Below are 23,223 nucleotides of genomic sequence, written 5' to 3'. Positions count from 1 at the left end.
TTAATAACTAATTAGGGCTGCAGAGTATAGAATTACGTTAATATTTTTTTATAGTTACTATAGGGCTTTTATCTCAATACTTGTGACCATATGAAAAAAGCTTTAGAGATGTAATTGAAATTGGCATTTGGATTTTTATTAGACGCCTTTTGTGTGTTAGCAGCCATACTTTATTAAATGAAGATAAGGTCATTCTACTGAGCAGAGTAACTAAAAAATTTATCAAAAACAAATAAATAAACGTTTTTTCATTCCTTTATAGGGAATGATTTTATAAAACCGCTTAGAAAGGTTGTGGCCGAATGGACAAAATGTCAAAAGAAACTAGAAGCAATATTATGAAGTCCATAAAGTCAGTATCTCAACTAGAAAACATCATTTCGTGTGCATTATGGCAACGTGGCTATCGTTTTAGAAGAAATGCTAAGACCCTTCTCGGCAAACCAGATATATCTATAAAAAAGTATAAAGTAGTAATTTTCATTGATTCTTGCTTCTGGCATTTCTGTCCCATTCACGGTAGAATTCCCAAGAGCAATACAGATTATTGGAATGCCAAGTACAAAAAAAATAAAAACAGGGATGAAAAAGTCACTTCTTTCTACAAAGAGAACGGCTGGAACCTTCTGCGTGTTTGGGAGCATGAATTAAAGGAGGATTTTAATTCGACGATTGAATCCATTGCAGGTTTTATTGATTCAGCCCAAAAAAAATCTATAAAATAAACGTTTAAAGCAATTCAACCAGTAAAAATCCAAGGGAATCCAAAACACTCCCCCGCCCCATTTCTTCCATGATATTTTTTAAATTTTTTGGTATGCTAAAAAGAAAGAAGGGGCTGCTCCTTCTTTCTTTTTAGTATTTATCCAGTCTGTTTGTGCGTGGCTCCAGGACATTTGCTCGAAGTCTTTTTACATTTTACACATAATTTGCGGACATGCATCAGTATTTCCTCTTGAATAGCGAAAATGGTAAAATACTTTACTTTATTAATTAGCTGAATTTGACGCTGGCCTTTTTGTTTGAAATTTGTTATTATAACAAGAGGGGCAACAGGAGGTTGTTTAAATATGAGTATAAAACTAGAAGTAAAAGGAAGAGGCAAATTTAAGCCTGCACCAAACTATTCTATAAATGATGTAAAAAGTGTGTTAATGGAGAAAATATTTGAGGAATCTTCAAGGATTATCGATTCTCATGATGACCTTGAAGTTATTAAAAAAGTTGATTTTCGCACTGATAAAATAAACGTGCTTAGCTTGTTTTCTGGCTGCGGTGGTCTTGATCTTGGCTTTGAGTTAGCCGGATTGGCTGCAGTTGTCGGGGAAAACACAGCTCTTGAAGCATTTAAAGATAAAGACCTTTTTAGTGAATTAAGAGAAAAAAGTATTTTTCACACCATATATACTAACGATATGTTTAAAGAAGCCAACCAATCCTATAAATTGAATGCTCCTGCCCATGTTGTGCAGCATGAAAAAGACATAAGGAAAGTAAAATACTTTCCAAAATGCAACCTTATTATAGGCGGGTTTCCTTGCCCTGGGTTTAGCGAAGCCGGACCGCGGTTAATAGACGATGAACGCAACTTTTTGTATTTGCACTTTATAAGAAGCCTGATCCAAGCGCAGCCTGAAGTGTTTGTTGCTGAAAACGTAAAAGGTATGATGACATTGGGGAAAGGGGAAGTTTTAAAACAAATAGTAGAAGATTTTGCTTCTGCAGGCTATAATGTCCAGTTTAAACTGTTAAATGCCAGGGACTACGGCGTTCCTCAGCTGCGTGAGCGCGTCATCATTGTCGGGGTTAGGAAAGATATAAATTTCACTTACGAGTATCCTTCCCCTACACACGGGGAAGGCAAAAACCTTCTGCCATTTAAAACGTTAAGCGAAGCGATTGGGGATCTAAAAGAAGATCCAGGTCCATATTATACAGGCTCATACTCATCAATTTATATGTCTCGAAACAGGAAAAAGGGATGGGACGAGCAAAGCTTTACAATTCAGGCGTCTGGAAGGCAAGCCCCCTTGCACCCCGGCGGTCTGCCGATGCAAAAAGAAGGGACAGACAAATGGTTTTTCCCTGATGGGGAAGAACGGAACCGGAGGCTCTCTGTAAAAGAGATAGCAAGGATTCAAACATTCCCGGATTGGTTTAAATTTAGTCAGGGAACAAGTGAGAAAGCATCACTCAACAATAAGTTAGACAAGCAATATAAACAAATAGGCAATGCCGTTCCCGTTTATTTGGCAAAAGCAGTGGCAATGCCTATTGCGGACTGGGCAATTGAATACTTAAAGAAGTCTCCTAATGAACAAATCCAAATAGAAAATGAAGAGTTTCAATTAAATCTTTTTTGATAAAACTAATTGCAATAATTGAATGAACTGTACCCCAAATAGCGCAACTCTCTAAAAAGGCTCTATTCAAGAGCGCTGAAAAAGTGCATAAAAAAACAAAAGGCTGAGGCACTGTATATAGTAGCGTCTCAGCCTTTTACTTCACTTTCTTCACAGATTAAATGCCTTTTACATCATTTTACCCATTTTTACTGTCTTTGGTAATAAATCATTCTTATTTATTAATCCGATATATCTTTTATTAGTTTTAGTGTAATATTGAGCTTTACTACTTCTATCATACCCATAGAAATGAATCAAATAACAAGCTTGCCAACTATCCAACTATTTCAAGTTCATTAACTATCCTTTCGATGTTAAGTTACGTTTTGTTCTCTAGAAACATAAATTACCCTTCCCTTAACCTCAGTTAAGCGGACTTTTAACAAATTTTATTTTTCTTAAATCTATCTTACTCATTTTTATTCTCCTCTTTAAGAGATGCAACAAGCTTCTATTTTGAATTACTCACTTAAATGAACCTAATTTGTATTCTGAAGTCAATTTAATTGATGACCATCCGTGTTGTTTACCTTTACTAAACTTTACCCGAAGGCTAACTGATTCCGAATCCTCATTCCAAGTTAAAGTATTTTGTATTGCAGTAGGTTTCTTAGTGTATACTTTTATTTGACCATTAATCTCGTTGTGTTCTCTGCAGTAACTTACGTTCTCATTATAAATTGTAATTGCCATCATAGCCTTTCCGAAAAGGTTCTCAATCCCTTGCCTCAACTGTTCCTGCGTTGCCCTTTCAAGCGGGGTACCCAATTCTGTTGCAATAACCTCTAAACTTTCCATATGTGTTAACTCACCGTTTAAGTATCTTGCTTTTACCTCTTGAACATTAGACCTTAAATCGCCGATATTAAAAAATGTTGGTCCTAGAATCGTCCCTATCCCAGGGTTCTTCGTAGTGATCTTAGCACTCTTTCTTGATATTGCTTTTAACGAAATACTTTCAGTAATATAATCATCATTTACTCTCAGAATTAATTTAATATCACCTGTATCAAGCGCATCACTAATGTAGCTATCTGGAACTAAGTCAATACTTTCAACCATGTATGTATTGTATTTTTCTTTCAATTTTTCTTTTATAACAGGAACGATAGTGGAAGTCGAACTATATAATCTTTCTAATGTTTCTGCACTTACAAGGGAGTAATATTTATTTAACAACCCTATACATTTATTCCCATCTACCTGAGCAATGGAAGGATATTCTTTCAAAAAATAAAAATATGTAAGAGACTCGTGACACTTACCAATAGCATTACTATCATTCTTATTGGAAGTACTTTGATGTGTATCGAGCAAAACCATCATTTTTTTAATAGTAATATCATTGATGTGTTCTATTTCAGGTTCATTTGGAAAGTTCGCAAAACTTACAGCAAGTTTTATTGATGAAGTCGGACTACTTTCAAACTTGAATCTAAGTGTTAATGCAACCTCTCCAAACTTAATTCCTACTGAATCATTTCCAGAATTATATAATCTAATATCAGTAAATTGTGGGGTGCCTGGATTAAATTCTTCAACAACTACATCATCGTCATTTTTACCGTAATACGTAATGACGTTAAAATCCTCAGTCATAAACAGTTCGTTAAAAGCATGAAAGAATCCTGCATTTCTTTCATTATAAAAATTTTTCATTAAAAAAAAGCAATTCTCACGCAAGCTATACAGAAATTTATTTCTATAATGGTTTATTTCCTCTGTGAATTTTGGAAAGTAATTCTTTACAATTCTTTTTAATTCTTTTTTATTGGTGATAAGTGTACTTTCTTCCTTTAATTCAACTAGATCCTTTAAAAACTTTAAATAATGTTTTTCAAATGCTTCATTAAACATATCCTGTAATTGTTCAGATAAAAAATATTTAGAAAAAAAGCTTTTGGCTCCTGGATTTTTCGGCTGTATTCTCCGACCCTTACTTAATGAAAATAAATTAACACTTATCGTTTTATGATTGTCTAAATGTAAATACAGGTCTTTCGACCGGTCTGGGTTTTGAGTTTCAAATTTTGAGGTTACAGATATAATATTTGGATAGCGAGATTTTATAAAAAGCACAGTTTGTTTAACCGTACTTGGAAAAAAATCATTATCTTTTTGTTTTAAAGTTTGAGATAACGCTGTATAAACAAGTTCTACATGTTTATCACCAATAAGTCTGGGGTTTTTCTTCATTTTTACCACACCTCTATAACAATTTATTATATATTAGCTAACAGCGTATTTGAAATTACATCTAATGGCATACAGCTAATTATTGGTCAAAATTAACAAAACTGGTCTTATTCAAAAATTGATGATAAAATTAATGTTTATTTTATCATGTGAGGAATAATAGGGTTTGAAACTTCAAGAAAGATGACTAGTAAAATCCCGAACAGAATTATTAACTTTTTGTAGAAATTCCATCAAAGAATTAAAACAATCATAACTAACTTCCTAACAATCGTTAGATTTGAAATTGAATATAAATCTTCAGTTACAATTGTGATATCCCCGAAACTTTAAATTTCTTAAAATCATCCCCAATGTTAATATAAATCCCGAGTACGATAAATCTAAATGAATATAGAAATATATAGTCCCTTCGATTTTCGAAAGCCTCTATCCACTTCTTATATAAAAATATTTCTTACTTTATAACAAAGCATGATAAATAACTATTACCCTCAGCTTTCACCAATCTTCTTCATCTTCATCCCAGTTTTCTTTTGCCTCTTCAAGACTTTCAATCAAATAGTCTATGAAATTATCAGCTGCGGTAAAACCATATCCTTCTTGGTTATCCCAAATAATCACTGGGCATTCTCCATTTTGCATTTTATTAGTATCGAGACAGTAAGCAAATTCATCAACACTTTCTATAACCACTATCCCGTCTATTAATTTATAGTGTTTTTGATAATCTTTAGTGGCATCTACTACTGATGCACCTACTAAGTCATAACCAATTATATCAATACCAAAACTTCCTCCTGAACCATAGTTTTTTAAAAACCATTTGTAACTTTCCGGTAATGAGAACTGTAATTTTTGTTCAGTTTCTTTTACTTTCTCTTCACTTACTCCACCTGTAAAATCATCACCTTGACCATATTCCTTTATAAATTCTTGTAACTTAGAATAATTCAACCAAATCACCCTTCTAATCTTAGATACCGTATCGCAAGGCTCTCCAGCTCTAATACTTTGAAATCCTTGAGATGATGATATTTATACTATTTCGTTCATTCCTTTCGGGCAACTTTACATCTCTATATAAGTTATAAAAAAATCCTTTTTATCAATCAAGGTATGCAGAATTTATCCTTTGAATATTTCTGGAATTTTATCTCGCCAAACTAATAGTAATTCTATAAATTGCTTTGTTTCTATCGTATTTTCATGAGGTTCTTCAATTCTAAAAAAGTTTTCAACAATTGTTACATCTTTTTTTATGAGTACACTTGTAGCATTTAATTCAATTTCAAAGTCTTCATATGTTCCGTTTAAAACCTTTTCGATATATTCTATATATTCATCTACTTGGTCTACTGTTGCAATATTCTCAATGAAATCTGAGAAAAGACAAATTTCTTCCGGCAAAATTATTCCTAAATCGCCAAATGGATCTTTCTTACACTCATATGAATACTTCATACGCGATGACCCCCTTTTGATTTTTTTATGCCGTTGCTATTCATTCATCTTATTCATGTACATTTCTACTTTAATACAAAGCATAAAGCCATGATGGTACAACCTTCATGAGCTATGAATATCAGTAAAGCATCACTCATAACGTCCAAATAATAAATATCTAATAAAAAACACCTGTTGCCTAAAAGGCAATCAAGTGCTTTAAAGTTTCACTCGCTTATGTTGCATTTCTAACACAAACTCTTAACATATGACTTTTACAATAATGTTATTGAGACCAATTCATAGCATTATCTTTTCGAATTAAACTTCGTCTGACAATGCATCATTGTAATCTTGTAATTCTTCCATAATTTCTTTTAATCGGTCAATATTATTAATAAATTCTTCGTAAGAAATTTCTTGATAATCGAAAATTCCTTCTCCATATTCATCACTGTCAAATATTTTTACTTCTGCACCTAACTTCAACAAATTATCAACTAACCCTTTTAAATTCTCCATTTCATCAATATCATTCGCATCCGTTTCGGCAAAAAAATCTTTGTTTTCAATTTTATTTTTTATGTCTGTAATTCCTAAACCAGTGTACTTTCTTAAAGGTACTACACATTTACTAAATGGACCATTAGTATTTATCTTAATTGCCATTTTACTCATCTATTATTCTCCTTTCCATTAAAATTCTTCTAAATAATTTGGATTAACAGGTCTACCAGGTGCATTTTTACTATAGCTTCCACCATGCCACCCCTTTAAATGTTCCCTGCTAGTTACAGGATAAATTAACTCTCCTCTGTTACTTATATGTGGGTAATTCATAGCGTTGTAAGTATGATGCCCAATTATTGATTGCTCATTATATTTAGGTTTTTTTCCTTTTAAGATCTCTTGTATCTGCTCATTAGTCCAATCCCTTGTTGTAGGTTTAGCATCTAAAACCCTTTTCTTTTCTTGCTTCCAAAATTCATTAACTCCTGCAGCTCTTCTTTTTGAAAATCTTTTATCCCATTGATATCTATTATATTCTTCTTTTGTTACTGTACGATTTTCTATTTTTTCTTTTATTTTTTTCTGCTGATCCCTACTTAAAGATTTGTATGGTGTAAGCTTAGGTGTTAAATCAAGTTCTGCTTTCAGTACCCTTTGGGCAATAATCTCTTCTCCTACTGATACTTTTTTAACACCTAGAGCATCACTTGTACCCCTAAAACTAATCTCAGACTCCACTTTCGCCATTGAAATTAACTGTTCTTTTAATCCAGTACTATTAACCACATTATAAGGTACTCCACCTGCCAACGACAGTTGGTTTTTAGGATTGTATGGCAATAGGTTAGGAATAGAGAATTCTTTTGCCTTCGTAACGCCATTTACTGCAGCCGCTTTTGTAGTGGCTACCCCGGTCTTCGCAACAGCTCCTGCGCCTTTTGTTCCTACTACTGATGTGACGACTGTTCCGAGGGCATAGGATACCCAGTGAGCCCGCGAGTAGGCATCGCCATTTACCATTTCCCGTTCATATGAGTCGGAGATGGATTTGGATATATATTTATAGGTTTTTATCGGGTGCATGATCGAATTGGCTACGCCTTCAACCGTTTCCCCTGGATCTGTGACAAAGTCCCAAACTCCTGTCACAAAGTCTTTTCCTACATCATAAAGGCCTACGCCGATTCCCTTTGCAATGTCTGCGGTTTGCTTAGCCGCTTCTAGCTGCATGACGTATTGCTGCTGGGTGGGCGCTAAGTTTTCATACCCGATCTGCTTGGCGATTTTGAGGAACTCATCTGGATCTGTTACATGATCGAGTTGTGCCTTTAATTCTTTGATCCGGCGATTCTCCGCTTCCTCTTGCTTAACCTTCAGATATTCCGCGGTTTCTTTTTTCCTTACTTCTAGGTTTCTATAGGCTTCACTATTTTTATAGGCTGCTGCATTAAAATAGAGCGGGGATACTGCTCCTCCCCTTGTACTGGATACTTTCAATTGCTCCATGAGTGCCGTCACTGCCGCTTGGTCTGCTTCGGATTTAGCATATTCAGCCGTCCACTTATGATCAATCTCGTTTACTTTGTCTATCGTTTCGGTCCGTTTCTTGTCAGCCTTCTCGATATTTTCAAAGAACGCATCATCGGAAAAAGGTTCTAATTGAATGATATCATCAATTCCAGTCAATATTTTTTTCAGATCATTTTTTTGGGCTGTGACCATTTCCTTGGAATTTCGACTGGCGCTTTCCAGCTCTTCCTCTAAAAAAGGAACCGTAACCACGGTTTCACTCAGGTTAGCTTCGATTGTATCTCCTTGAATTCCACTTAAAAAGGCAACATGCCGATTGATCAGGCGCAGCCAAGAATCCACGACATCGATCTGTGCTTTGTAAAACCCTTTAATGGCCTCTGCACCTTGACCCTGGAGCTCATCATCCAAATTAACGATACTCTCAAATCCTTTTTTTAATTCCGTGAGCTGTTCATTCAGGTCCTTATATTGTCCGACACGCGTTTGCATGGCAGAAACTAATGTTTGAGATTCGTAAATCATAGACATAATGGAAAGTCCTTTCAACTTCTTTTCTTATAACTAGACTTCATTTGTATGTAATATTTTTATCCACTGTAAAATTATGGACTAAATATATTTTAGAAGAGCTTCTATATTTATTCAAGAAATGAAGGGACTTTTTACTAAACGGATTAATAATGAAGGAAATAGTTTTTAGTACAAAGAGGATAGGTAATAGTATATTTCTTTAAGCTTTGTAATATTGTACAAAAATGGGCTGTCCAGGAGCCAACTAGACGATGGGTGATCACATAGTTAAACCGACACGTAAAAAAAGGGCTATTCCTGTTGAAGGAATAGCCCTTTTTTTGTATCAAACTTAAAATGCCGGAATGGCCGTTTCACTATATTTCTCTTCTAAAAATTTGCGTACCTCTGGGCTTGTCATGGCCTTGGCCAACTTTTGGACTGGCTCAGAATCCACGTTATCCTTGCGTGCCACTAATGTAATCGCAAAGTCATTTTCAACACCTTCTGTGAGAAGGGCGTCATTTTTTGGTGTCAAACCAAGCGGTGCAGCGTAAGCAGGTGTTATCACGATCGCATCTGCTTCATCATACGTTCTCGCTAGCATTAATAAATCGACTTCTTTAAACTTATAGTTTTTAGGGTTCTCAGTGATATCAGACATTGTATAGTATGGACCCTTTTTTTCCTTTAAAGTGATGACTTTATGCTGTGCCAGCAATGCCAATGAACGATCGATATTCGACACATCATTTGCAATGGCAATAACGGCACCCTCTGGCAATTTATCCATTGAATCGTATTCTTTGGAATACACCCCATAATTGGCAAAATAAATTGGTTTCACCGGTACAAGCTCGGCATTTTTGTTTCGATTGAATTCCTCCATATATGGAACGTGTTGGAAGAAATTCACATCCACTTCTTTTGCCGCTAGTGCGGTGTTAGGCTGCACATTATCACCTAATACAACCATTTCCAGGTTAATGCCCTCCTCTGCCAGCTTTGGTTTAACAAGCTCAAGAATTTCCGTCATTGGGGGAATGAGTGAGGCCACTTTCAATGTTACCTCTTCCTTCTCCTGATTCTGCGCATTTTCTTTCTCTTTTACTTCATTCGTCTTTCCACATCCTACTAAAAACAACATAATTGCTGCCATGAGAAAGAGTATTTTTTTCATGATGTTTCCCTCCATTATTTATCTTTTATCAATCATTCTGGCTACTGCCGTGCCAATAAATTGGATAAGCTGTACTAGAATAATCATAATGATAATCATATAAATCATTAGCTCTGTTTTAAACTGCTGATAGCCATACCTGATGGCAAAGTCGCCGATACCGCCGCCTCCGACCACTCCCATGATCGTTGAATAGGAAATAAAGCTGATAATCGATGTTGTTAGTCCGAGGACAAGCCCTGAACGAGCCTCCACGTAAAGAAATTTAAATATGACATCCTTAACGGAAGCCCCCATGGAAATGGCTGCCTCGATCACACCCTTTGGCACATCCAATAAAGATTGCTCGACCAATCGCGAATAATGGGCAATGGCAATGATCGCTAATGGAACGCAAGCAGCTGCTGTACCAATGGCTGTGCCGATTATGAGCCTTGTAAACGGGATTAAAAAAACAACCAATAACAAAAATGGGAATGAACGGATAATATTCACAAGTAAATTTAAAATCGAGAAAGCCCACGGATTTTCAAGCAAATGACCCTTCCTACAAAGAAATAGCAAGGTCCCGACTGGCAATCCAATCAAAATCGCAGCTAAAATGGACACACCAACCATGGTAATGGTTTCGCCAATTGACTGCCAAATTTCTGCCTCATATTGAACTAAAATCTCAGGCATGACCTAGCCCACCATTCTCTGCTAATTGTTCGATAAAGTATTCTGGACGATTATTCCTTTTTTGAATCCCAGTTGGTTCGATTAAGACCGTGTCATAAATCTCTCCCTCTGCCATGATCGATACACGATTACATATACTTTTAATGACATCCAACTCATGACTAACAATGACAATCGTCACACCGAAGCGTTTGTTTATGTTCTCTAGCACATCTAATATTTCAGCCGTTGTATTTGGATCAAGCGAAGAGGTCGGTTCATCACATAACAACACTTGCGGGTTATTTGCCAATGCCCTTGCAATGGCAACACGCTGTTTTTGCCCCCCGCTTAATTGTGCAGGATATCTCTCCATCTCACCCTCCAATCCGACAAATTGGAGACACTCTACAACACGGCTCCGACGTTCCTTCTTTGGATAATTTGCCAGCTCTAAAGAGGCTGCCACATTGTCATAAACCGTTTTATTTGCCACAAGATTAAAATGCTGAAAAATCATGCCAATCGACTTCCGTGCCCCTCGAAGTGCTTTTTTGTTCAATGTGGTCAATCTTTGGCCGTTCACCTCCACTTCGCCCGCATCTGGGGTCTCCAACAAATTCATTAGCCGCAGCAAGGTTGATTTCCCTGCTCCGCTTGCTCCGATTATTCCATGAATTTCACCTTTAGGTATTTTTAAAGTAACAGACTTAATAGCCTGAAATTGTGAAAATTTTTTACTCACTTGATGCAGGTTAATCATAAAATCCCACTTTCTGTTTGTTGAAAGGTAAGTATAGCGCTCCACATTATCGTTTCATCAAAGAAACACAGCTGATAAATCATTTTATCAACTAAGGAGGACCTAATGCAAAGACACAAATTAACAGTTAAAGACTTCCAACCCTATTATCATCCTTATGACTAGATTTTTCTATTAATCGGATTATTCCTTTCAAAATATTAGAGTGTACATTATAATTGATAATGGTTATCATTATCAAATGTTGTTTTCTAATCTTCAAAATATGATTATTCTTAAAGGACGGGGAGAAAATACATGATTCAGTACCTTGATGAGAAAATTGCCAACTATGAGGTATGTGTCATCTTGCCCTCAGGTTACGATCAAACCAAGACATACCGAACGATCTATATGCATGATGGCGGTAAAACTGCCAAGCAAGCTGCAAACTATATCGATCATTTAATTCTTTCAGGGCAAATTGAACCACTTATCGTTATTGGAATTGAACCCATTGATCGCAAAAATGACTATACGCCATGGGAAGCACCATCACTTGCACCGCATGCTTCCACCTTTGAAGGACGAGCGCAGGTTTATTTACATACTGTCGTAACCGAAATAAAGCCATATATAGATGCCCATTATGCTACCAATCCCGAGCCTTCACATACAGCTATTTCCGGCTGCTCACTTGGAGGACTTGTTTCGATTTTCGCCTCCTATTATTATCCAGAGGTATTCCATCAATTTATCTCATTATCTGCTTCCTTTTGGTACGAGGACGTTCTTCGCTATCTTCAAGGAGAAAAGATTGAACGACAAGGAAATATCCATCTAAAACCATCAGTGAATCGTCAAAGCCATCAGCTCTATTTATATGTCGGGGAATTAGAGGGAATTTATAAAGAAACGATACAAAAGCATATGGTTGACTACACGAAGAAAGCCCACCTAGAATTTATCAAGGAAGGCTATTTGGAATCTAATCTATTATTTGCCTCAGATCCAGAAGGAACTCATGATGACCTATTCTTTACTAACTACTTCATTCAGTCACTTCGTTGGTTATATGGCAGAGAAACTAAAAACGAAAAGTTGGATCGTTAATTGGCCTTATCGATTGCATCACAATAGCCCCCAAGAATGATAATTTCCTCCAGTCTTGGGGACTGCTTTTTCAAAGGTCCTTATCTATTGGCGAAACATACAGCTCAACTGCTAATTCCTTTAATGATAGTCTATTCAGCATGGCATATATAACCTTGCATCCCCTACCATAAACCCTTCATACTTCCAACAGTTATCAAACGCATTTGATCGATACAATGATCGCAATCAGCATGCAGCGTAACCTCATGCTCGTTCTGTTACGGTAAAATTAGTGAATGATTCAGCTACAAGCTTTCTAGCAAGAAATAACAAACGATAACCAAGCAAGGGTTTTCCTCGTAAAAATGTTTTGTGGTATGATAGTTAAATTGTTTATCTACCCTGTGACACATTTACATTCATCTAAGAAAAGAGGTATTTATGCACGCCACAGAATTAACCAAGCGACATTGGTTGCTCATCTTAACACTTACTTTATTAACATTTGTTCTCGGGACAAGCGAATTTGTTATCGTCGGGATCTTAACCGATATTTCCTCGAGTCTCCATATCACAAATGCCAAAGCAGGCACACTCGTTTCTGCGTTTGCGCTTACGTTTGCCGTTGCCACACCGCTCGTGATGTCGGCAACGAGTCATTTTCCAAAGCGTAAATGGATGTTGTTTTTGATAGGTTCGTTCATCGTCCTGAATGCTTTGTGCGTGATTTCGACGAGCTACATCATGCTCCTAGCACTTCGGATGCTGACTGCGATTGTAACAGGCGTTTTAATTTCCCTTGCCATGGTTGTTGCAAGTGAAACCATGCCGATCGCTAAACGCGGACTTGCTATTTCATTCGTTTTCGGTGGCTTTACGCTTGCAAACGTGATTGGAGTACCGATAGGCACTGTCATCGCTGAATGGTACGACTGGAATGCATCCTTCCTGTTAACGACTTTTCTCGGGGCTATTGCGTTTTTGGCATCCTTCTTCGTATTGCCTACTATGCAAAGTACAATTCGCAGTTCGATGCGTGATCAATTTTCTTTGTTAACACACCCGCGAATTTTAATGGCTTTTTTCATTCCATCTCTTGGATTTGGAGCGACGTATGCCGTTTATACGTATCTTGTTCCGATCCTGAAAGGAATGGAAGCACCAGGCAGTTCAATCAGTTTGATCTTGTTTGGCTACGGATTCATTTCCATTTTCAGCAACATACTTGCTGGTAAAATTGCCAGCTACAATCCTATCGGACGCCTCCGGTTTGTTTTCCTCGTGCAGGCAATCGTTCTGATCAGTTTATATTGGACGACAAACCATTTTATCTTTGGATTGATTAACATTGGCTTGATGTCGTTAATGGCCATCCTTTTAACAACATCCACCCAGCTTTATTTGATAGACCTTGCCGGTATTTATCAACCAAAAGCTACAGGGCTAGCTGCTTCACTAATGCCAGTAGCAAGCAATGTCGGTATCGCCTTTGGTTCTGCACTGGGCGGAGTTGTTTACCATCAGGGAAATTTGCTGAATGTGACATGGGTCGGTGGGCTGGTTGCAATCTTTGCAAGTCTTCTAACATTCCTAAGTTATCGCTTAGACCAAAAACAAAAGAAAGCAGCATAAGAGAAAGCTAAGAACGCTTTGGTATGCTTCCTTTGGTACCTCATCATTTCATGGCAAACGAGATTACAGTTAATCCTTCAAATAAAATGGAGAAAGAAGTATCAAGAACGTTAGTTGTTCTTTGATACTTCTTTTTTTAAAAAAACTAGGTGCTAAAAACCAAGCGGACAATTGCGATTTACGCCGCCTGAATTATATGCCCTTTTTTCCTAGAGTTACCGCCAATGTAAGGAATATATAAGGATAAGTTAATAAGGTAAGCTCTAAAAACCCAAAACCCCCAAAAACCAACATTTCCGGAGCGTGCCCGTCTAAATAATATCCTTTTCCGGTCATATACAAGCCAACAAGAAGATATGTTGTTATAGATATTCCTATTAAAAAATATCCTATGATATTAAACTTAACTTTTGTAAAACTATCTACTAAAATACCTACATATAATAATCCAAGCAGCAGCACTAAAATAGGTATGTATACTGGCTCATAAAAAAAATCACTCATACTTTCAATTAGCATCTTATATCCCTTTCAAAAAATTAATTATGTTGGATTACAAGTATTAATATAAATACCAGCCTTTGTTTTATCCGGTTGCCACGGTTCTAAATTCCATGAACTTTTATAAAGTGGAAGATATTTATTCCGATGTTGCCGTCCAAGTATTGACCCTGTAACCCTATTAAAATTACTTTTATTCACAATTATGACTATCCAAAAACACTGCCAATTAAAATGGCGGAGTCGTTTTCACCTAATAATGATAATAAAAACTTTTTCAATATGTTATCCCCCTGACCCTTAGTAAATATGAGTGAGAGTGAGACTGAAACTTAATTCATATTATCCAAAGTATCTATCTTCATCTCTAAAATTGTTCAAACTCTACTTCATACATGGTTCTCTTAAAAGGTATAAATACCTTCAAGTTCCTCGAGTAACTCCTTAGGCAAATCATCCACTGATTTTCATTTTCTTCTCTCCATCCATTTTCAATTTTTTATAATGGTATAATAACCATAAATCCAGATTAAAAGATCCCAAAATTGAATTCAGGATTTTCAAATATGGAAAACTCCGCATTCTTTGATAAATAATTTATTACTTTAATAATTTGATTTACTTTTTCACATTTAACAAGGTAAAAAGAAAGGATAGATGAACAGTGAGCAATCCCTGTTAACATCTATCCTTTTGTACGACATATGACCTCATTTACAACAACAACCAACTATTTCGTTAACTGGACATATACCGTGACGTTATTTCGACGACACCACCAAAAAACGGACAATTTGATCCGAGAAGTTAAACCAGTAATGGGCTTTTCTAGCATCGAACATGAACGACTGCTGTTCATGGAGTTTTATTCTTTCCCCCTCTATTTCCACTGTTAACCTCCCTTCGATAATGAATAAGAATTCATGTCCGCTATGAGAAAAAGCGCTTCCTTTATTCTCCCCTGGCTTTAACGTGACTAGAATAGGCGAAAAAACAGCATCACGAATGCCGCTGGATAAATTCTGATAATGAAATTGTTCATGATTGTAATCTGAATTTTCTTGGGAGCGGTCCTCAGAAAAAAAGAAGCTTGGGCTGACATCTAATGTATCGGCGATTTTTTTTAATGACTCTAATGTGACGCTTGATTTTCCTCGTTCTACTTGTGATAAAAAGCTGATCGAAACGCCTGTTTGTTCAGCAAGGCACTTTAATGTTAGTTTTCGCTCTTTCCTCAATAATTTGAGTTTTTTCCCAATTGAATCAAAAGGCATACAGATGCCCCCTTTTTTACATAGTATCTATCTTCATTATACAGTACAAAATTTGATGAATGCTCCGTCATTAATAACTTATTAAAAAATAGTTGACAGAAAATTTCAAATTATTTAAAATGAAGAAAATAATAAATTGAAGTGACACTTCAATTTCAGAGGGGTGACTCATGATGGAAAAGAAACAAATGCGGCGAATATTAATCGCGAGTTTAGTAGGAAGTTCGATTGAGTGGTTTGACTATTTTTTATATGGAACCGTTGCAGCTCTCGTGTTTAACCAGCTATTCTTCGTGAATGAGGATCCGACAATAGGGCTGTTGCTTTCCTATGCATCCTTTGCGTTAGCATTCTTCATCCGCCCTTTTGGCGGAGTGATCTTTAGTCATATTGGCGATCGCATCGGGAGAAAGAAAACACTTGTTATAACACTTAGTTTAATGGGGGTCGCAACATTTGGGATGGGGCTTCTTCCTACGTATCAAGCCGTTGGTATTTGGGCGCCGATTTTATTAATCACGTTGCGCTTAGTTCAAGGTCTAGGAATTGGCGGTGAATGGGGAGGCGCGCTTTTATTGGCCGTTGAATATGCTCCCGCTGAAAAACGGGGCTTGTTCGGAGCTATTCCCCAGATGGGTGTTACAATAGGAATGCTGCTTGGAACCATTGCCTTATCTATTATGACACTGCTTCCTGAAAGCGCATTCATGACTTGGGGATGGCGTTTACCATTTATTTTTAGTGCTTTCCTTGTATTTTTTGGCCTATGGATTCGTAAAGGAATCGATGAAACACCGTCTTTCAAAAAAGTAAAGGAATCTGGAGAAGTTCCAAAGCTGCCGATTGTAGAAACTCTTAAAAATTATTGGCGTGAAGTGATTATCGCCGTGGGAGCCAAGGTGGTAGAAACAGCGCCATTTTATATTTTCAGCACATTTGTCGTATCATATGCTACTTCGAATCTCGGTTTCTCACGGACAGCTACATTGACTGCAGTCATGATTGCAACAATTATAACGACAATATTAATACCATTCATGGGGATGCTTTCTGATAAAATGGGCCGCAAAAAGCTGTTTATAGGCGGAACGATTGGGATGGCACTGTTTGCATTCCCATACTTCTGGTTGCTGCAGCAAAAATCGGTACTCCTATTAATCATTGCAACAGTGATAGGTTTAGGGGTAATTTGGGCTCCCATCACAGCTGTTCTTGGAACGATGTTCTCGGAAATTTTCGATGCAAGGATTCGTTATACCGGCATCACGCTTGGATATCAAATCGGGGCTGCTCTGGCAGGAGGAACAGCGCCGCTAGTTGCTACTGCTTTACTTAATAAATTTAATAACTCCTATGTTCCTGTCGCCATCTATATTATTTTTGCATCTGTCCTTTCCCTAGTGGCGATTTGGGCAGTTAAGGATCGCAGCAATCAGAAATTAGACGAAACGCATAATACTAGTGCCATGTAATCCATGGTTCTTTTACTTCAAGGAGGACAATTGAATGTTGGTAATAAATGAGAAGGAAATTCAACAATCATATGGAATGAAGGACGCAATATCGGATGTAAAGGCCGTATTACGTGCACATGGTGCTAGAAAAATAGACAACCCTCATCGCACAGTTCTTGCTTTCCCTCAACACGAGGCATCGGCACTTTACATGCCAAGCGCTGATTTATCTGAAATAGTTTCGGCGGTCAAAGTCGTTACCATTTTTCCAAAGAATCCTTCAAGGGGGATGGCAACGACACAGGGAGTCATCTTACTGTCAGATGCAGAAAATGGTGAACATTTAGCACTGTTGAATGCCTCCTATTTAACACGTCTCAGAACGGGGGCATTGAGTGGCATTGCCACAGACTTTCTTGCTCGTAAAGATGCCCGGGTTCTCACGATTATTGGAACAGGAGCTATGGGATTTGAACAAGCAATTGGTGTGTTAGCCGTAAGGGACATTGAACGTATTTTATTAGTCAATCGCACACGAGAGAAAGCGGAGAAATTCGGTAAAAAGCTGCGCGCATTCGGAGTAACCGTTCCTTTAGAAGTTTACGAAGATGTTTCAGCTGCAGTTCGTCAAGCAGATATTATATGCTGTGCAACCCGCTCGAACGAGCCTGTATTTAATGGACAAGATGTAAAGCCGGGCACACACATTAACGGGGTCGGGTCTTATTTGCCGGATATGAAAGAAGTGGATAATACCACGGTTTCACGCGCTGCTAAAATTATCGTTGACGATTTGGCGGGTGTGAAGGATGAAGCAGGAGAACTCATTTCTGCAGCCAATCAGGGAAATTGGTCGTTTAATGATATTCATGGTGAGCTTTTTGAACTTGTAATGCGGACCAAAACAGGCAGGGAAAATGAAGAGGAAATTACCTTCTTTAAATCGGTCGGTGCTGCTTACTTTGACCTCGCTGTCGCAAAAGGTGTTTACCGCCAATCGAAAGAACGGAACATCGGGATGGAGATTGAGGTATAACAGAAGCTGCGGTCTATTATTTGATTTAAATCCAGAAGAAATTCATGATAACTTATTCTTTTCAATTACTTCATTAAGTCGCCTCGTCGGTTATTTGGCATTGAAAAAATAGAAACGATGGATCGTTAATCATTAAAATAGCCGCAAAGAATGGTGATGTTCACCAAGTCTCGGCGGCTGGTTTTTCTTTATTTATCGGCGAATGGTACGGAATGCTCATGGCGGTCGGCACTACAGACGCATGATTTTCATCCATTGCTACATACAGCATCACTGCTAACTTTTTTAATCACTTTTACTTCATCAATTGCTGTAGAATACTTACCAAATGTTTTAGTTTTAGCTTTAACCGTACCCCTGCCAACAACAGTTGGTTTTAGGATTGTAAGGCAATAGATGTGTTTAACTATTTAATATACAGAAATCTTTAATTACTTAAATTACGCCAGAATCATTTCCAAATATTTTCTCTAATAATCCCATCTGACTAACTATTTCAATATCATTTTTAAAATTTTGTAAACTAGCTTTATATTCATCGCATTCTAAATCTTTGGAGTAGCCAATACATAAGTTTAATATACTGTTTAGTTTTTCAGCAGAACCACTAATAAAATAGGTCGTGAGTATTTTATTATTTGTGCTTGCAAGTAGTACAATTGTTGCCATGTCCAGTGCATATTCTATGTCTGTATCTGAAATCTTTCTTTTCTTTTTCTTAGGGTATTTAAATTCATAGCTATTAATAGAATGAATTTTTCCTGTGAGTAATTCTAGTATCGTTTTATTATAGATTATATATACTCCTTTAATCAGCTTCATTTCTGGAGCATAAGGATCAGCCAGTATATATTTTATACGTTCATCTTCTTTAGGAATCTCTATTCCCTCTAAATCATGCCCTAAAATATAGGCTACTTCCTCAATTCTTTTAGGAGGGAATAACCTTGCGAAGTCGTGCTTTTTTTCCATAGAATACTTCCTTTATAAATAAATTTGATAAATTACCAGAGCTTACCTCCTCCGTAGAATGAGTGAGTACCATATTCATGAGGATGATAATGTGCAAATGTACCTTTTCCTTTACCAGCAGTATGTGCTGAATCAAATCTTTATCGTCCAGTTGGTGAAGCACCTTTTGCTATACTGAGTGCATTTGATGAGCCAATACTCCAAGTATCTAATCCACTTTTTAATCTTGAAATTGCTTTCGATTTAGATCTACCTGGACCAACCCATAACCCCTTAGAGTTTGAAGTTCTCATTGCTTCATAATGCACATACCTCTTATTTTTTGTGTTATCATTAGCTACCTTACCTGCTACCCATAATGCACCTGCATTTAAATTTTTATTGCTCAGCATCAAATTCAGATTCTGAACGGTCTCTATCTGTAGGTATTTCATTTTTATATGCATTTTCATACTCAGAAACTACCTATGTGGCTTCCTCGTTCAAAGAAGCTTTACCTTTCCCTATTTGTCCGCTATTCACATCTTGCTTAATACCTTCAACGTATTCATTCGAATTGGGACCTGATACTAATAATGAACCATCATCTTGTGCATACGCTAAAAACACATATGATTTTCCTTCTTCCGGTAATGTGTCATCTTCATACAAAACAACAGAAGAGCCATCTTCATTTATCCCTCCAGCCTTTTGAATAGGTATGGAAGTATCTGTAACTAGATCACCCTTTATATTTTGCAGGACAGTAACTTGGTAATTTGTATACGGTGTTGAAACCTCTTTAGCACTGTCACTAGTTTCAATTGTTACAGGATCTTTGTATAGAGTGTCAACATCTTCATCGACTCGGCCTATAAAAACGTAATCTGCATCACCTACAGTTTCATTTGGATCATCCACATCTACAGCAAAAGTACCATCCATTTGAATTACCTTTAGATTCTTTTTATCCTCCGAATTTACATCTTTCTTGGAATTAGAACAAGCTGAAGCTATCAAAGAAAGACTAACTATAAATAATAGTGAAGCAAGTAACCGAACTTTTTTCTTACCCATTTTCCCCCCCTCCTCTTCCTGTTAGTATTTCTTATAAGCAGCGGTAAGACGCTCTATCATAATGGCATAATAACCAAAATCTCAGATTAAAAGATTCCAAAATTGAATTCAGGATTTTCATATATGGAATATTTAATAATATTAATTAAACCAAATATTCATGTGTTATCAGATGCATTGAAGAAAAAAACTATGATTACTATTTTTTATGTAATCAAATTTAGCCACCATCAATCACTTTTTATATTGGTAAAAGTTTCAACTAATAATCACTCATTTTTATTGATTTTTGAACGAATAAGTATAGATAAAGCACAAGTACCATAGAGAAATAAAGCTATGAAAAGTAAAGGTACTAATATTGTTGATATTTGATCTTTTGGAACAACCCAAAATAATAGAACTGCAAAGGAAATTGTTCCACTTAACCCCACGAATATCGCATAAAATAATAATCCGAAATTTAAAGCCTTTTTATAATTCTCTTTATTTGTAGACATCAATATCAAAATTCACCACCTAATTTTAATTTTGTTTTAACCACTGTTTTTTAGAATTACTTATCATCTTCTAATCCTGCCTTTACTCCTACTCCGATACCGTAACTTTAGAAAAACAACTTCAAGCAACTCCCTATTTGGAGTAAGCACCAGTCAAAAACTCCTCCTCAGACCCTATATTTTACGACAAATAAAAAGAATCCATCTTGAAAAAAGATGGATCATTTTCTATCTGTGTTGCTGTGTCGATTCAGTTTTCATGCAGAGTTGATTGAAACGGAAGGTGCGAGACTCCTGCGGGAATACGCGTCCAAGGGACCGCGCAGGCGAAAGCGCCGAGGAGGCTCCCGGACCGCCTGCGGAAAGCGAGTGCCTGGAGTGGAAATGAACGTCACAATTTCACAAAAGAAGATGGATCATTTTCTATCTGTACTCCTCCACAATCGTGCCCGGCTGGGAAGATTTTTCTGGCTTTATCGAAGAGGAGTTAATTGTTACCCGTTTCGGCTTCAGCAACCTTTTTGACACGGTCTAAAAATTCAACGACCACTTTATCGGTAGCAAATAATAATAATATTTTTAAAAACCACTTTAACGGGCGACTGGTGACTGTATATGTAAAGGAAGTTCTATTGTCATTGATTTTATTTAGTTCATAAAAAGCTGTAATTTCAAACATTTTAGCAAGTATAAATCCTACTTTAAGCTTTTTCTCATTAGTCTCATTCAAATATTCCAATGTTTCTATATCATACTCTTCTGTTCGTTTTCCTTCTCTATATTTTTGGCGATATACACTTCCAACCACTTCTTCCGTTATTTTAACCGGCTTTTGTTCAACTACTTGAGGCATGATTTTTTGCATATTTTCTACAGAACCATCAAGAAACTTCCATACCTGTTCAATTGGAGCATTTATTTCTATTTCTTTTGTCCATTTTTTCAATGAAAATCACCTCTGCCTCTATTATATTTCCTATATTATGTAAAACCAAATTCGAACTGATAAATCGTTAAATAATTCTAATAAAATTAGATACATTAACCAACTCTTTTAGAATTTAAATGTCTTTCTGTAAAAAAATTACTTTATTAAGACTCTCTTTTTTAGTGTTATTCTTGTATAATAAACCAAACGGTTACTTTTTTAGGAGAATCCTATGAATTTTATTTATATTAATCAAAACATATTAGATAATCTCTTTTATATCTTAGTAAGCATTTTGATTTATTACATTTTATTAGATCATGGCAAAAAGTTAAGTCAATATGGCAAGACCCTTATCACTGCATGCATGAGCTTTCCTATTATATTATGTATGAAGTTTCCTATTTATATTGATGAATATTGTGTCCATGATCTCCGGCAAATCCCTTTTATAATAGGAACCCTTTATGGTGGCTGGCCTGTAGGCGCTGCCCTGTTAGTCATCATATTATCTTTTAGGTTTGCTTTTTATGGTTTCAATTTACTTACGTTAATTGTATATATCGTTATCTATATTATAACGGCTCTATTTTCTTCCAAATTCAAAAATTTCAATCGAAAAAATAAGCTAAATAGCTCCATACTATTAATATTGTTTCTAGGAATCCTAACCAGCTTTATTTCACTCGCTATGTCTGATTACTTTCGAATAACGGAGGCGTATTTATTTTACTTTATCATCCTCCCTCCTTTCATTATCGGTTTAGCTGTATATATAATGGAAATTTTAAAAGATGCCATTTTAATCCGGACGCAAATGATAAGGCTTGAAAAAATGGAGGTAGTCAGTCAGCTTGCAGCTAGCATCTCACATGAAGTTAGAAATCCTTTAACGGTTGTGAAAGGATTTGTTCAACTGCTGAAGACTCCTGATCTCACTCAGGGAGTAAAAGAACAATATATAGAGCATGTTGTCAGGGAGCTTAATAGTGCAGAAGCCATTATTAGTGAATATTTAGCATTTGCAAAACCTGCACTTGAGAAAGTGGATAATATTTCAATTAACCGTGAAATAGGGTATGTAATTGAAATGATCAAACCATTGGCTAGCATGAATTTAGTTACTATATCTAATCAGTTGACTCCAGGCATTACCCGGGGGAATATTCAACATTTCAAGCAATGCTTCCTAAACCTCATCAAGAATGGTATAGAGGCAATGCCAAACGGCGGGGAGCTTAGTATTGTTTCCTATGTAAATAATTTCGATATCATTATCGAAATCAGTGACAACGGGGTGGGAATGAACAAAGAACAAATAAATCGTTTTGGCGAGCCTTATTACAGTTCCAAAGAAAAAGGAACTGGGTTAGGATCAATGGTGGCTGTTAAGACCATCCAAACGATGAAAGGTACACTTCATATAACAAGCGCTTTGAATAAGGGAACAACGATTTCAGTAACACTTCCCGTTTATCATGAAGATCATTCTGCAAAATAACACTCATATAAAAAAAGTCCGCCATTTACGGCGGACTTTTAGTTTGTCTAAGGTTTTTTAGGTTTTTAAAATTGACCGTTGATTTCCACTCC

The 23,223-nt window shown here is 36.5% G+C and carries 22 protein-coding genes; 7 read left to right on the top strand and 15 right to left on the bottom strand.

All coding sequences use genetic code 11. The features are described from left to right. The first annotated feature begins 302 nt into the window (after positions 1 to 302). Together LQ188_RS21505 and LQ188_RS21500 are read left to right on the top strand one after the other, a co-directional pair. A complete protein-coding gene (locus LQ188_RS21505; RefSeq protein WP_230178167.1) occupies positions 303 to 725 on the top strand; it encodes a very short patch repair endonuclease in 423 nt (140 codons plus the stop codon). A gap of 345 nt (positions 726 to 1,070) precedes the next feature. After that, positions 1,071 to 2,363, top strand: a complete 1,293-nt coding sequence (locus tag LQ188_RS21500) for a DNA cytosine methyltransferase (RefSeq protein WP_230178165.1) — start codon at positions 1,071 to 1,073, stop codon at positions 2,361 to 2,363. A 507-nt stretch (positions 2,364 to 2,870) separates the two neighbouring features. Here the strand turns inward: LQ188_RS21500 and LQ188_RS21495 are convergent. From LQ188_RS21495 to LQ188_RS21460, 8 genes are all read right to left on the bottom strand, one after another. Then, positions 2,871 to 4,601 carry a hypothetical protein gene (locus LQ188_RS21495; RefSeq protein ID WP_230178163.1) on the bottom strand — a complete coding sequence of 577 codons (1,731 nt, stop codon included), beginning with the start codon at positions 4,599 to 4,601 and terminating at the stop codon, positions 2,871 to 2,873. 501 nt (positions 4,602 to 5,102) lie between these two features. Further along, entirely contained in the window at positions 5,103 to 5,558 is a 456-nt protein-coding gene (locus LQ188_RS21490; RefSeq protein WP_230178162.1) for an SMI1/KNR4 family protein, read from the bottom strand. Positions 5,559 to 5,729: 171 nt separating this feature from the next. Next, positions 5,730 to 6,065 carry a tRNA-Val4 gene (locus tag LQ188_RS21485; protein ID WP_230178161.1) on the bottom strand — a complete coding sequence of 112 codons (336 nt, stop codon included), beginning with the start codon at positions 6,063 to 6,065 and terminating at the stop codon, positions 5,730 to 5,732. A 303-nt stretch (positions 6,066 to 6,368) separates the two neighbouring features. Then, the gene (locus LQ188_RS21480; protein ID WP_230178160.1) at positions 6,369 to 6,725 is read right to left on the bottom strand and encodes a hypothetical protein; all 357 of its coding nucleotides are present in this window, start codon (positions 6,723 to 6,725) and stop codon (positions 6,369 to 6,371) included. An 18-nt stretch (positions 6,726 to 6,743) separates the two neighbouring features. After that, positions 6,744 to 8,618 carry a T7SS effector LXG polymorphic toxin gene (locus LQ188_RS21475; RefSeq protein ID WP_230178159.1) on the bottom strand — a complete coding sequence of 625 codons (1,875 nt, stop codon included), beginning with the start codon at positions 8,616 to 8,618 and terminating at the stop codon, positions 6,744 to 6,746. 334 nt (positions 8,619 to 8,952) lie between these two features. After that, a complete protein-coding gene (locus LQ188_RS21470; protein WP_230178158.1) occupies positions 8,953 to 9,780 on the bottom strand; it encodes a MetQ/NlpA family ABC transporter substrate-binding protein in 828 nt (275 codons plus the stop codon). An 18-nt stretch (positions 9,781 to 9,798) separates the two neighbouring features. Beyond that, the gene (locus tag LQ188_RS21465; RefSeq protein ID WP_101223248.1) at positions 9,799 to 10,461 is read right to left on the bottom strand and encodes a methionine ABC transporter permease; all 663 of its coding nucleotides are present in this window, start codon (positions 10,459 to 10,461) and stop codon (positions 9,799 to 9,801) included. Beyond that, a complete protein-coding gene (locus LQ188_RS21460; protein WP_230178157.1) occupies positions 10,454 to 11,203 on the bottom strand; it encodes an ATP-binding cassette domain-containing protein in 750 nt (249 codons plus the stop codon). Before LQ188_RS21460 ends, LQ188_RS21465 begins: the two co-directional genes overlap by 8 nt. Positions 11,204 to 11,500: 297 nt before the next feature. Here LQ188_RS21460 and LQ188_RS21455 point away from each other — a divergent pair, with 297 nt between their 5' ends. Together LQ188_RS21455 and LQ188_RS21450 are read left to right on the top strand one after the other, a co-directional pair. Further along, positions 11,501 to 12,295, top strand: coding sequence for an alpha/beta hydrolase-fold protein (locus tag LQ188_RS21455; protein WP_230178156.1), 795 nt, complete (start codon positions 11,501 to 11,503; stop codon positions 12,293 to 12,295). Positions 12,296 to 12,718: 423 nt separating this feature from the next. Further along, entirely contained in the window at positions 12,719 to 13,909 is a 1,191-nt protein-coding gene (locus LQ188_RS21450) for an MFS transporter (RefSeq protein ID WP_230178155.1), read from the top strand. 192 nt (positions 13,910 to 14,101) lie between these two features. On the opposite strand, the gene LQ188_RS21445 is transcribed toward LQ188_RS21450, so the two are convergent. Then, entirely contained in the window at positions 14,102 to 14,428 is a 327-nt protein-coding gene (locus tag LQ188_RS21445; RefSeq protein WP_230178154.1) for a hypothetical protein, read from the bottom strand. Positions 14,429 to 15,171: 743 nt separating this feature from the next. Further along, positions 15,172 to 15,684, bottom strand: coding sequence for an XRE family transcriptional regulator (locus LQ188_RS21440; RefSeq protein ID WP_230178153.1), 513 nt, complete (start codon positions 15,682 to 15,684; stop codon positions 15,172 to 15,174). 173 nt (positions 15,685 to 15,857) lie between these two features. Here LQ188_RS21440 and LQ188_RS21435 point away from each other — a divergent pair, with 173 nt between their 5' ends. Together LQ188_RS21435 and LQ188_RS21430 are read left to right on the top strand one after the other, a co-directional pair. Next, complete coding sequence (locus tag LQ188_RS21435) at positions 15,858 to 17,156, top strand: MFS transporter (protein ID WP_230178233.1); 1,299 nt, start codon at positions 15,858 to 15,860, stop codon at positions 17,154 to 17,156. A 34-nt stretch (positions 17,157 to 17,190) separates the two neighbouring features. Beyond that, positions 17,191 to 18,174, top strand: a complete 984-nt coding sequence (locus tag LQ188_RS21430; RefSeq protein ID WP_230178152.1) for an ornithine cyclodeaminase family protein — start codon at positions 17,191 to 17,193, stop codon at positions 18,172 to 18,174. Positions 18,175 to 18,609: 435 nt separating this feature from the next. Here LQ188_RS21430 and LQ188_RS21425 read toward each other — a convergent pair whose 3' ends face one another. From LQ188_RS21425 to LQ188_RS21405, 5 genes are all read right to left on the bottom strand, one after another. Then, positions 18,610 to 19,146, bottom strand: a complete 537-nt coding sequence (locus tag LQ188_RS21425; RefSeq protein WP_230178151.1) for a hypothetical protein — start codon at positions 19,144 to 19,146, stop codon at positions 18,610 to 18,612. 140 nt (positions 19,147 to 19,286) lie between these two features. Beyond that, on the bottom strand, positions 19,287 to 19,598 hold the full coding sequence (locus LQ188_RS21420) for a hypothetical protein (protein ID WP_230178150.1): 312 nt from the start codon (positions 19,596 to 19,598) through the stop codon (positions 19,287 to 19,289). Positions 19,599 to 19,611: 13 nt separating this feature from the next. Continuing rightward, positions 19,612 to 20,202: a hypothetical protein gene (locus LQ188_RS21415; protein WP_230178149.1), complete on the bottom strand. Its 591-nt coding sequence runs from the start codon at positions 20,200 to 20,202 to the stop codon at positions 19,612 to 19,614. Between the two features lie 269 nt (positions 20,203 to 20,471). After that, the gene (locus LQ188_RS21410) at positions 20,472 to 20,711 is read right to left on the bottom strand and encodes a hypothetical protein (RefSeq protein ID WP_230178148.1); all 240 of its coding nucleotides are present in this window, start codon (positions 20,709 to 20,711) and stop codon (positions 20,472 to 20,474) included. Positions 20,712 to 21,189: 478 nt separating this feature from the next. Next, complete coding sequence (locus LQ188_RS21405; protein ID WP_230178146.1) at positions 21,190 to 21,648, bottom strand: SRPBCC family protein; 459 nt, start codon at positions 21,646 to 21,648, stop codon at positions 21,190 to 21,192. Positions 21,649 to 21,862: 214 nt separating this feature from the next. Here LQ188_RS21405 and LQ188_RS21400 point away from each other — a divergent pair, with 214 nt between their 5' ends. Beyond that, positions 21,863 to 23,131 carry an ATP-binding protein gene (locus LQ188_RS21400; protein ID WP_230178144.1) on the top strand — a complete coding sequence of 423 codons (1,269 nt, stop codon included), beginning with the start codon at positions 21,863 to 21,865 and terminating at the stop codon, positions 23,129 to 23,131. Positions 23,132 to 23,223 lie beyond the last annotated feature (92 nt).

The sequence above is a fragment of the Peribacillus sp. Bi134 genome, assembly GCF_918698065.1.
GTDB lineage: Bacteria > Bacillota > Bacilli > Bacillales > DSM-1321 > Peribacillus.
The sequence above is the reverse complement of the archived record's forward strand: the minus strand, read 5'-3'. Positions and strand labels throughout refer to the sequence as shown.

Excerpts from the sequence above, each read along its gene's own strand:
- LQ188_RS21505 (WP_230178167.1), top strand. The coding sequence starts at position 303 with ATGGACAAAATGTCAAAAGAAACTAGAAGCAATATTATGAAGTCCATA.
- LQ188_RS21500 (WP_230178165.1), top strand. The coding sequence starts at position 1,071 with ATGAGTATAAAACTAGAAGTAAAAGGAAGAGGCAAATTTAAGCCTGCA.
- LQ188_RS21495 (WP_230178163.1), bottom strand. The coding sequence starts at position 4,601 with ATGAAGAAAAACCCCAGACTTATTGGTGATAAACATGTAGAACTTGTT.
- LQ188_RS21485 (WP_230178161.1), bottom strand. The coding sequence starts at position 6,065 with ATGAAGTATTCATATGAGTGTAAGAAAGATCCATTTGGCGATTTAGGA.
- LQ188_RS21480 (WP_230178160.1), bottom strand. The coding sequence starts at position 6,725 with ATGAGTAAAATGGCAATTAAGATAAATACTAATGGTCCATTTAGTAAA.
- LQ188_RS21475 (WP_230178159.1), bottom strand. The coding sequence starts at position 8,618 with ATGTCTATGATTTACGAATCTCAAACATTAGTTTCTGCCATGCAAACG.
- LQ188_RS21470 (WP_230178158.1), bottom strand. The coding sequence starts at position 9,780 with ATGAAAAAAATACTCTTTCTCATGGCAGCAATTATGTTGTTTTTAGTA.
- LQ188_RS21465 (WP_101223248.1), bottom strand. The coding sequence starts at position 10,461 with ATGCCTGAGATTTTAGTTCAATATGAGGCAGAAATTTGGCAGTCAATT.
- LQ188_RS21460 (WP_230178157.1), bottom strand. The coding sequence starts at position 11,203 with ATGATTAACCTGCATCAAGTGAGTAAAAAATTTTCACAATTTCAGGCT.
- LQ188_RS21455 (WP_230178156.1), top strand. The coding sequence starts at position 11,501 with ATGATTCAGTACCTTGATGAGAAAATTGCCAACTATGAGGTATGTGTC.
- LQ188_RS21450 (WP_230178155.1), top strand. The coding sequence starts at position 12,719 with ATGCACGCCACAGAATTAACCAAGCGACATTGGTTGCTCATCTTAACA.
- LQ188_RS21445 (WP_230178154.1), bottom strand. The coding sequence starts at position 14,428 with ATGCTAATTGAAAGTATGAGTGATTTTTTTTATGAGCCAGTATACATA.
- LQ188_RS21440 (WP_230178153.1), bottom strand. The coding sequence starts at position 15,684 with ATGCCTTTTGATTCAATTGGGAAAAAACTCAAATTATTGAGGAAAGAG.
- LQ188_RS21435 (WP_230178233.1), top strand. The coding sequence starts at position 15,858 with ATGGAAAAGAAACAAATGCGGCGAATATTAATCGCGAGTTTAGTAGGA.
- LQ188_RS21430 (WP_230178152.1), top strand. The coding sequence starts at position 17,191 with ATGTTGGTAATAAATGAGAAGGAAATTCAACAATCATATGGAATGAAG.
- LQ188_RS21425 (WP_230178151.1), bottom strand. The coding sequence starts at position 19,146 with ATGGAAAAAAAGCACGACTTCGCAAGGTTATTCCCTCCTAAAAGAATT.
- LQ188_RS21420 (WP_230178150.1), bottom strand. The coding sequence starts at position 19,598 with ATGAAAATGCATATAAAAATGAAATACCTACAGATAGAGACCGTTCAG.
- LQ188_RS21415 (WP_230178149.1), bottom strand. The coding sequence starts at position 20,202 with ATGGGTAAGAAAAAAGTTCGGTTACTTGCTTCACTATTATTTATAGTT.
- LQ188_RS21400 (WP_230178144.1), top strand. The coding sequence starts at position 21,863 with ATGAATTTTATTTATATTAATCAAAACATATTAGATAATCTCTTTTAT.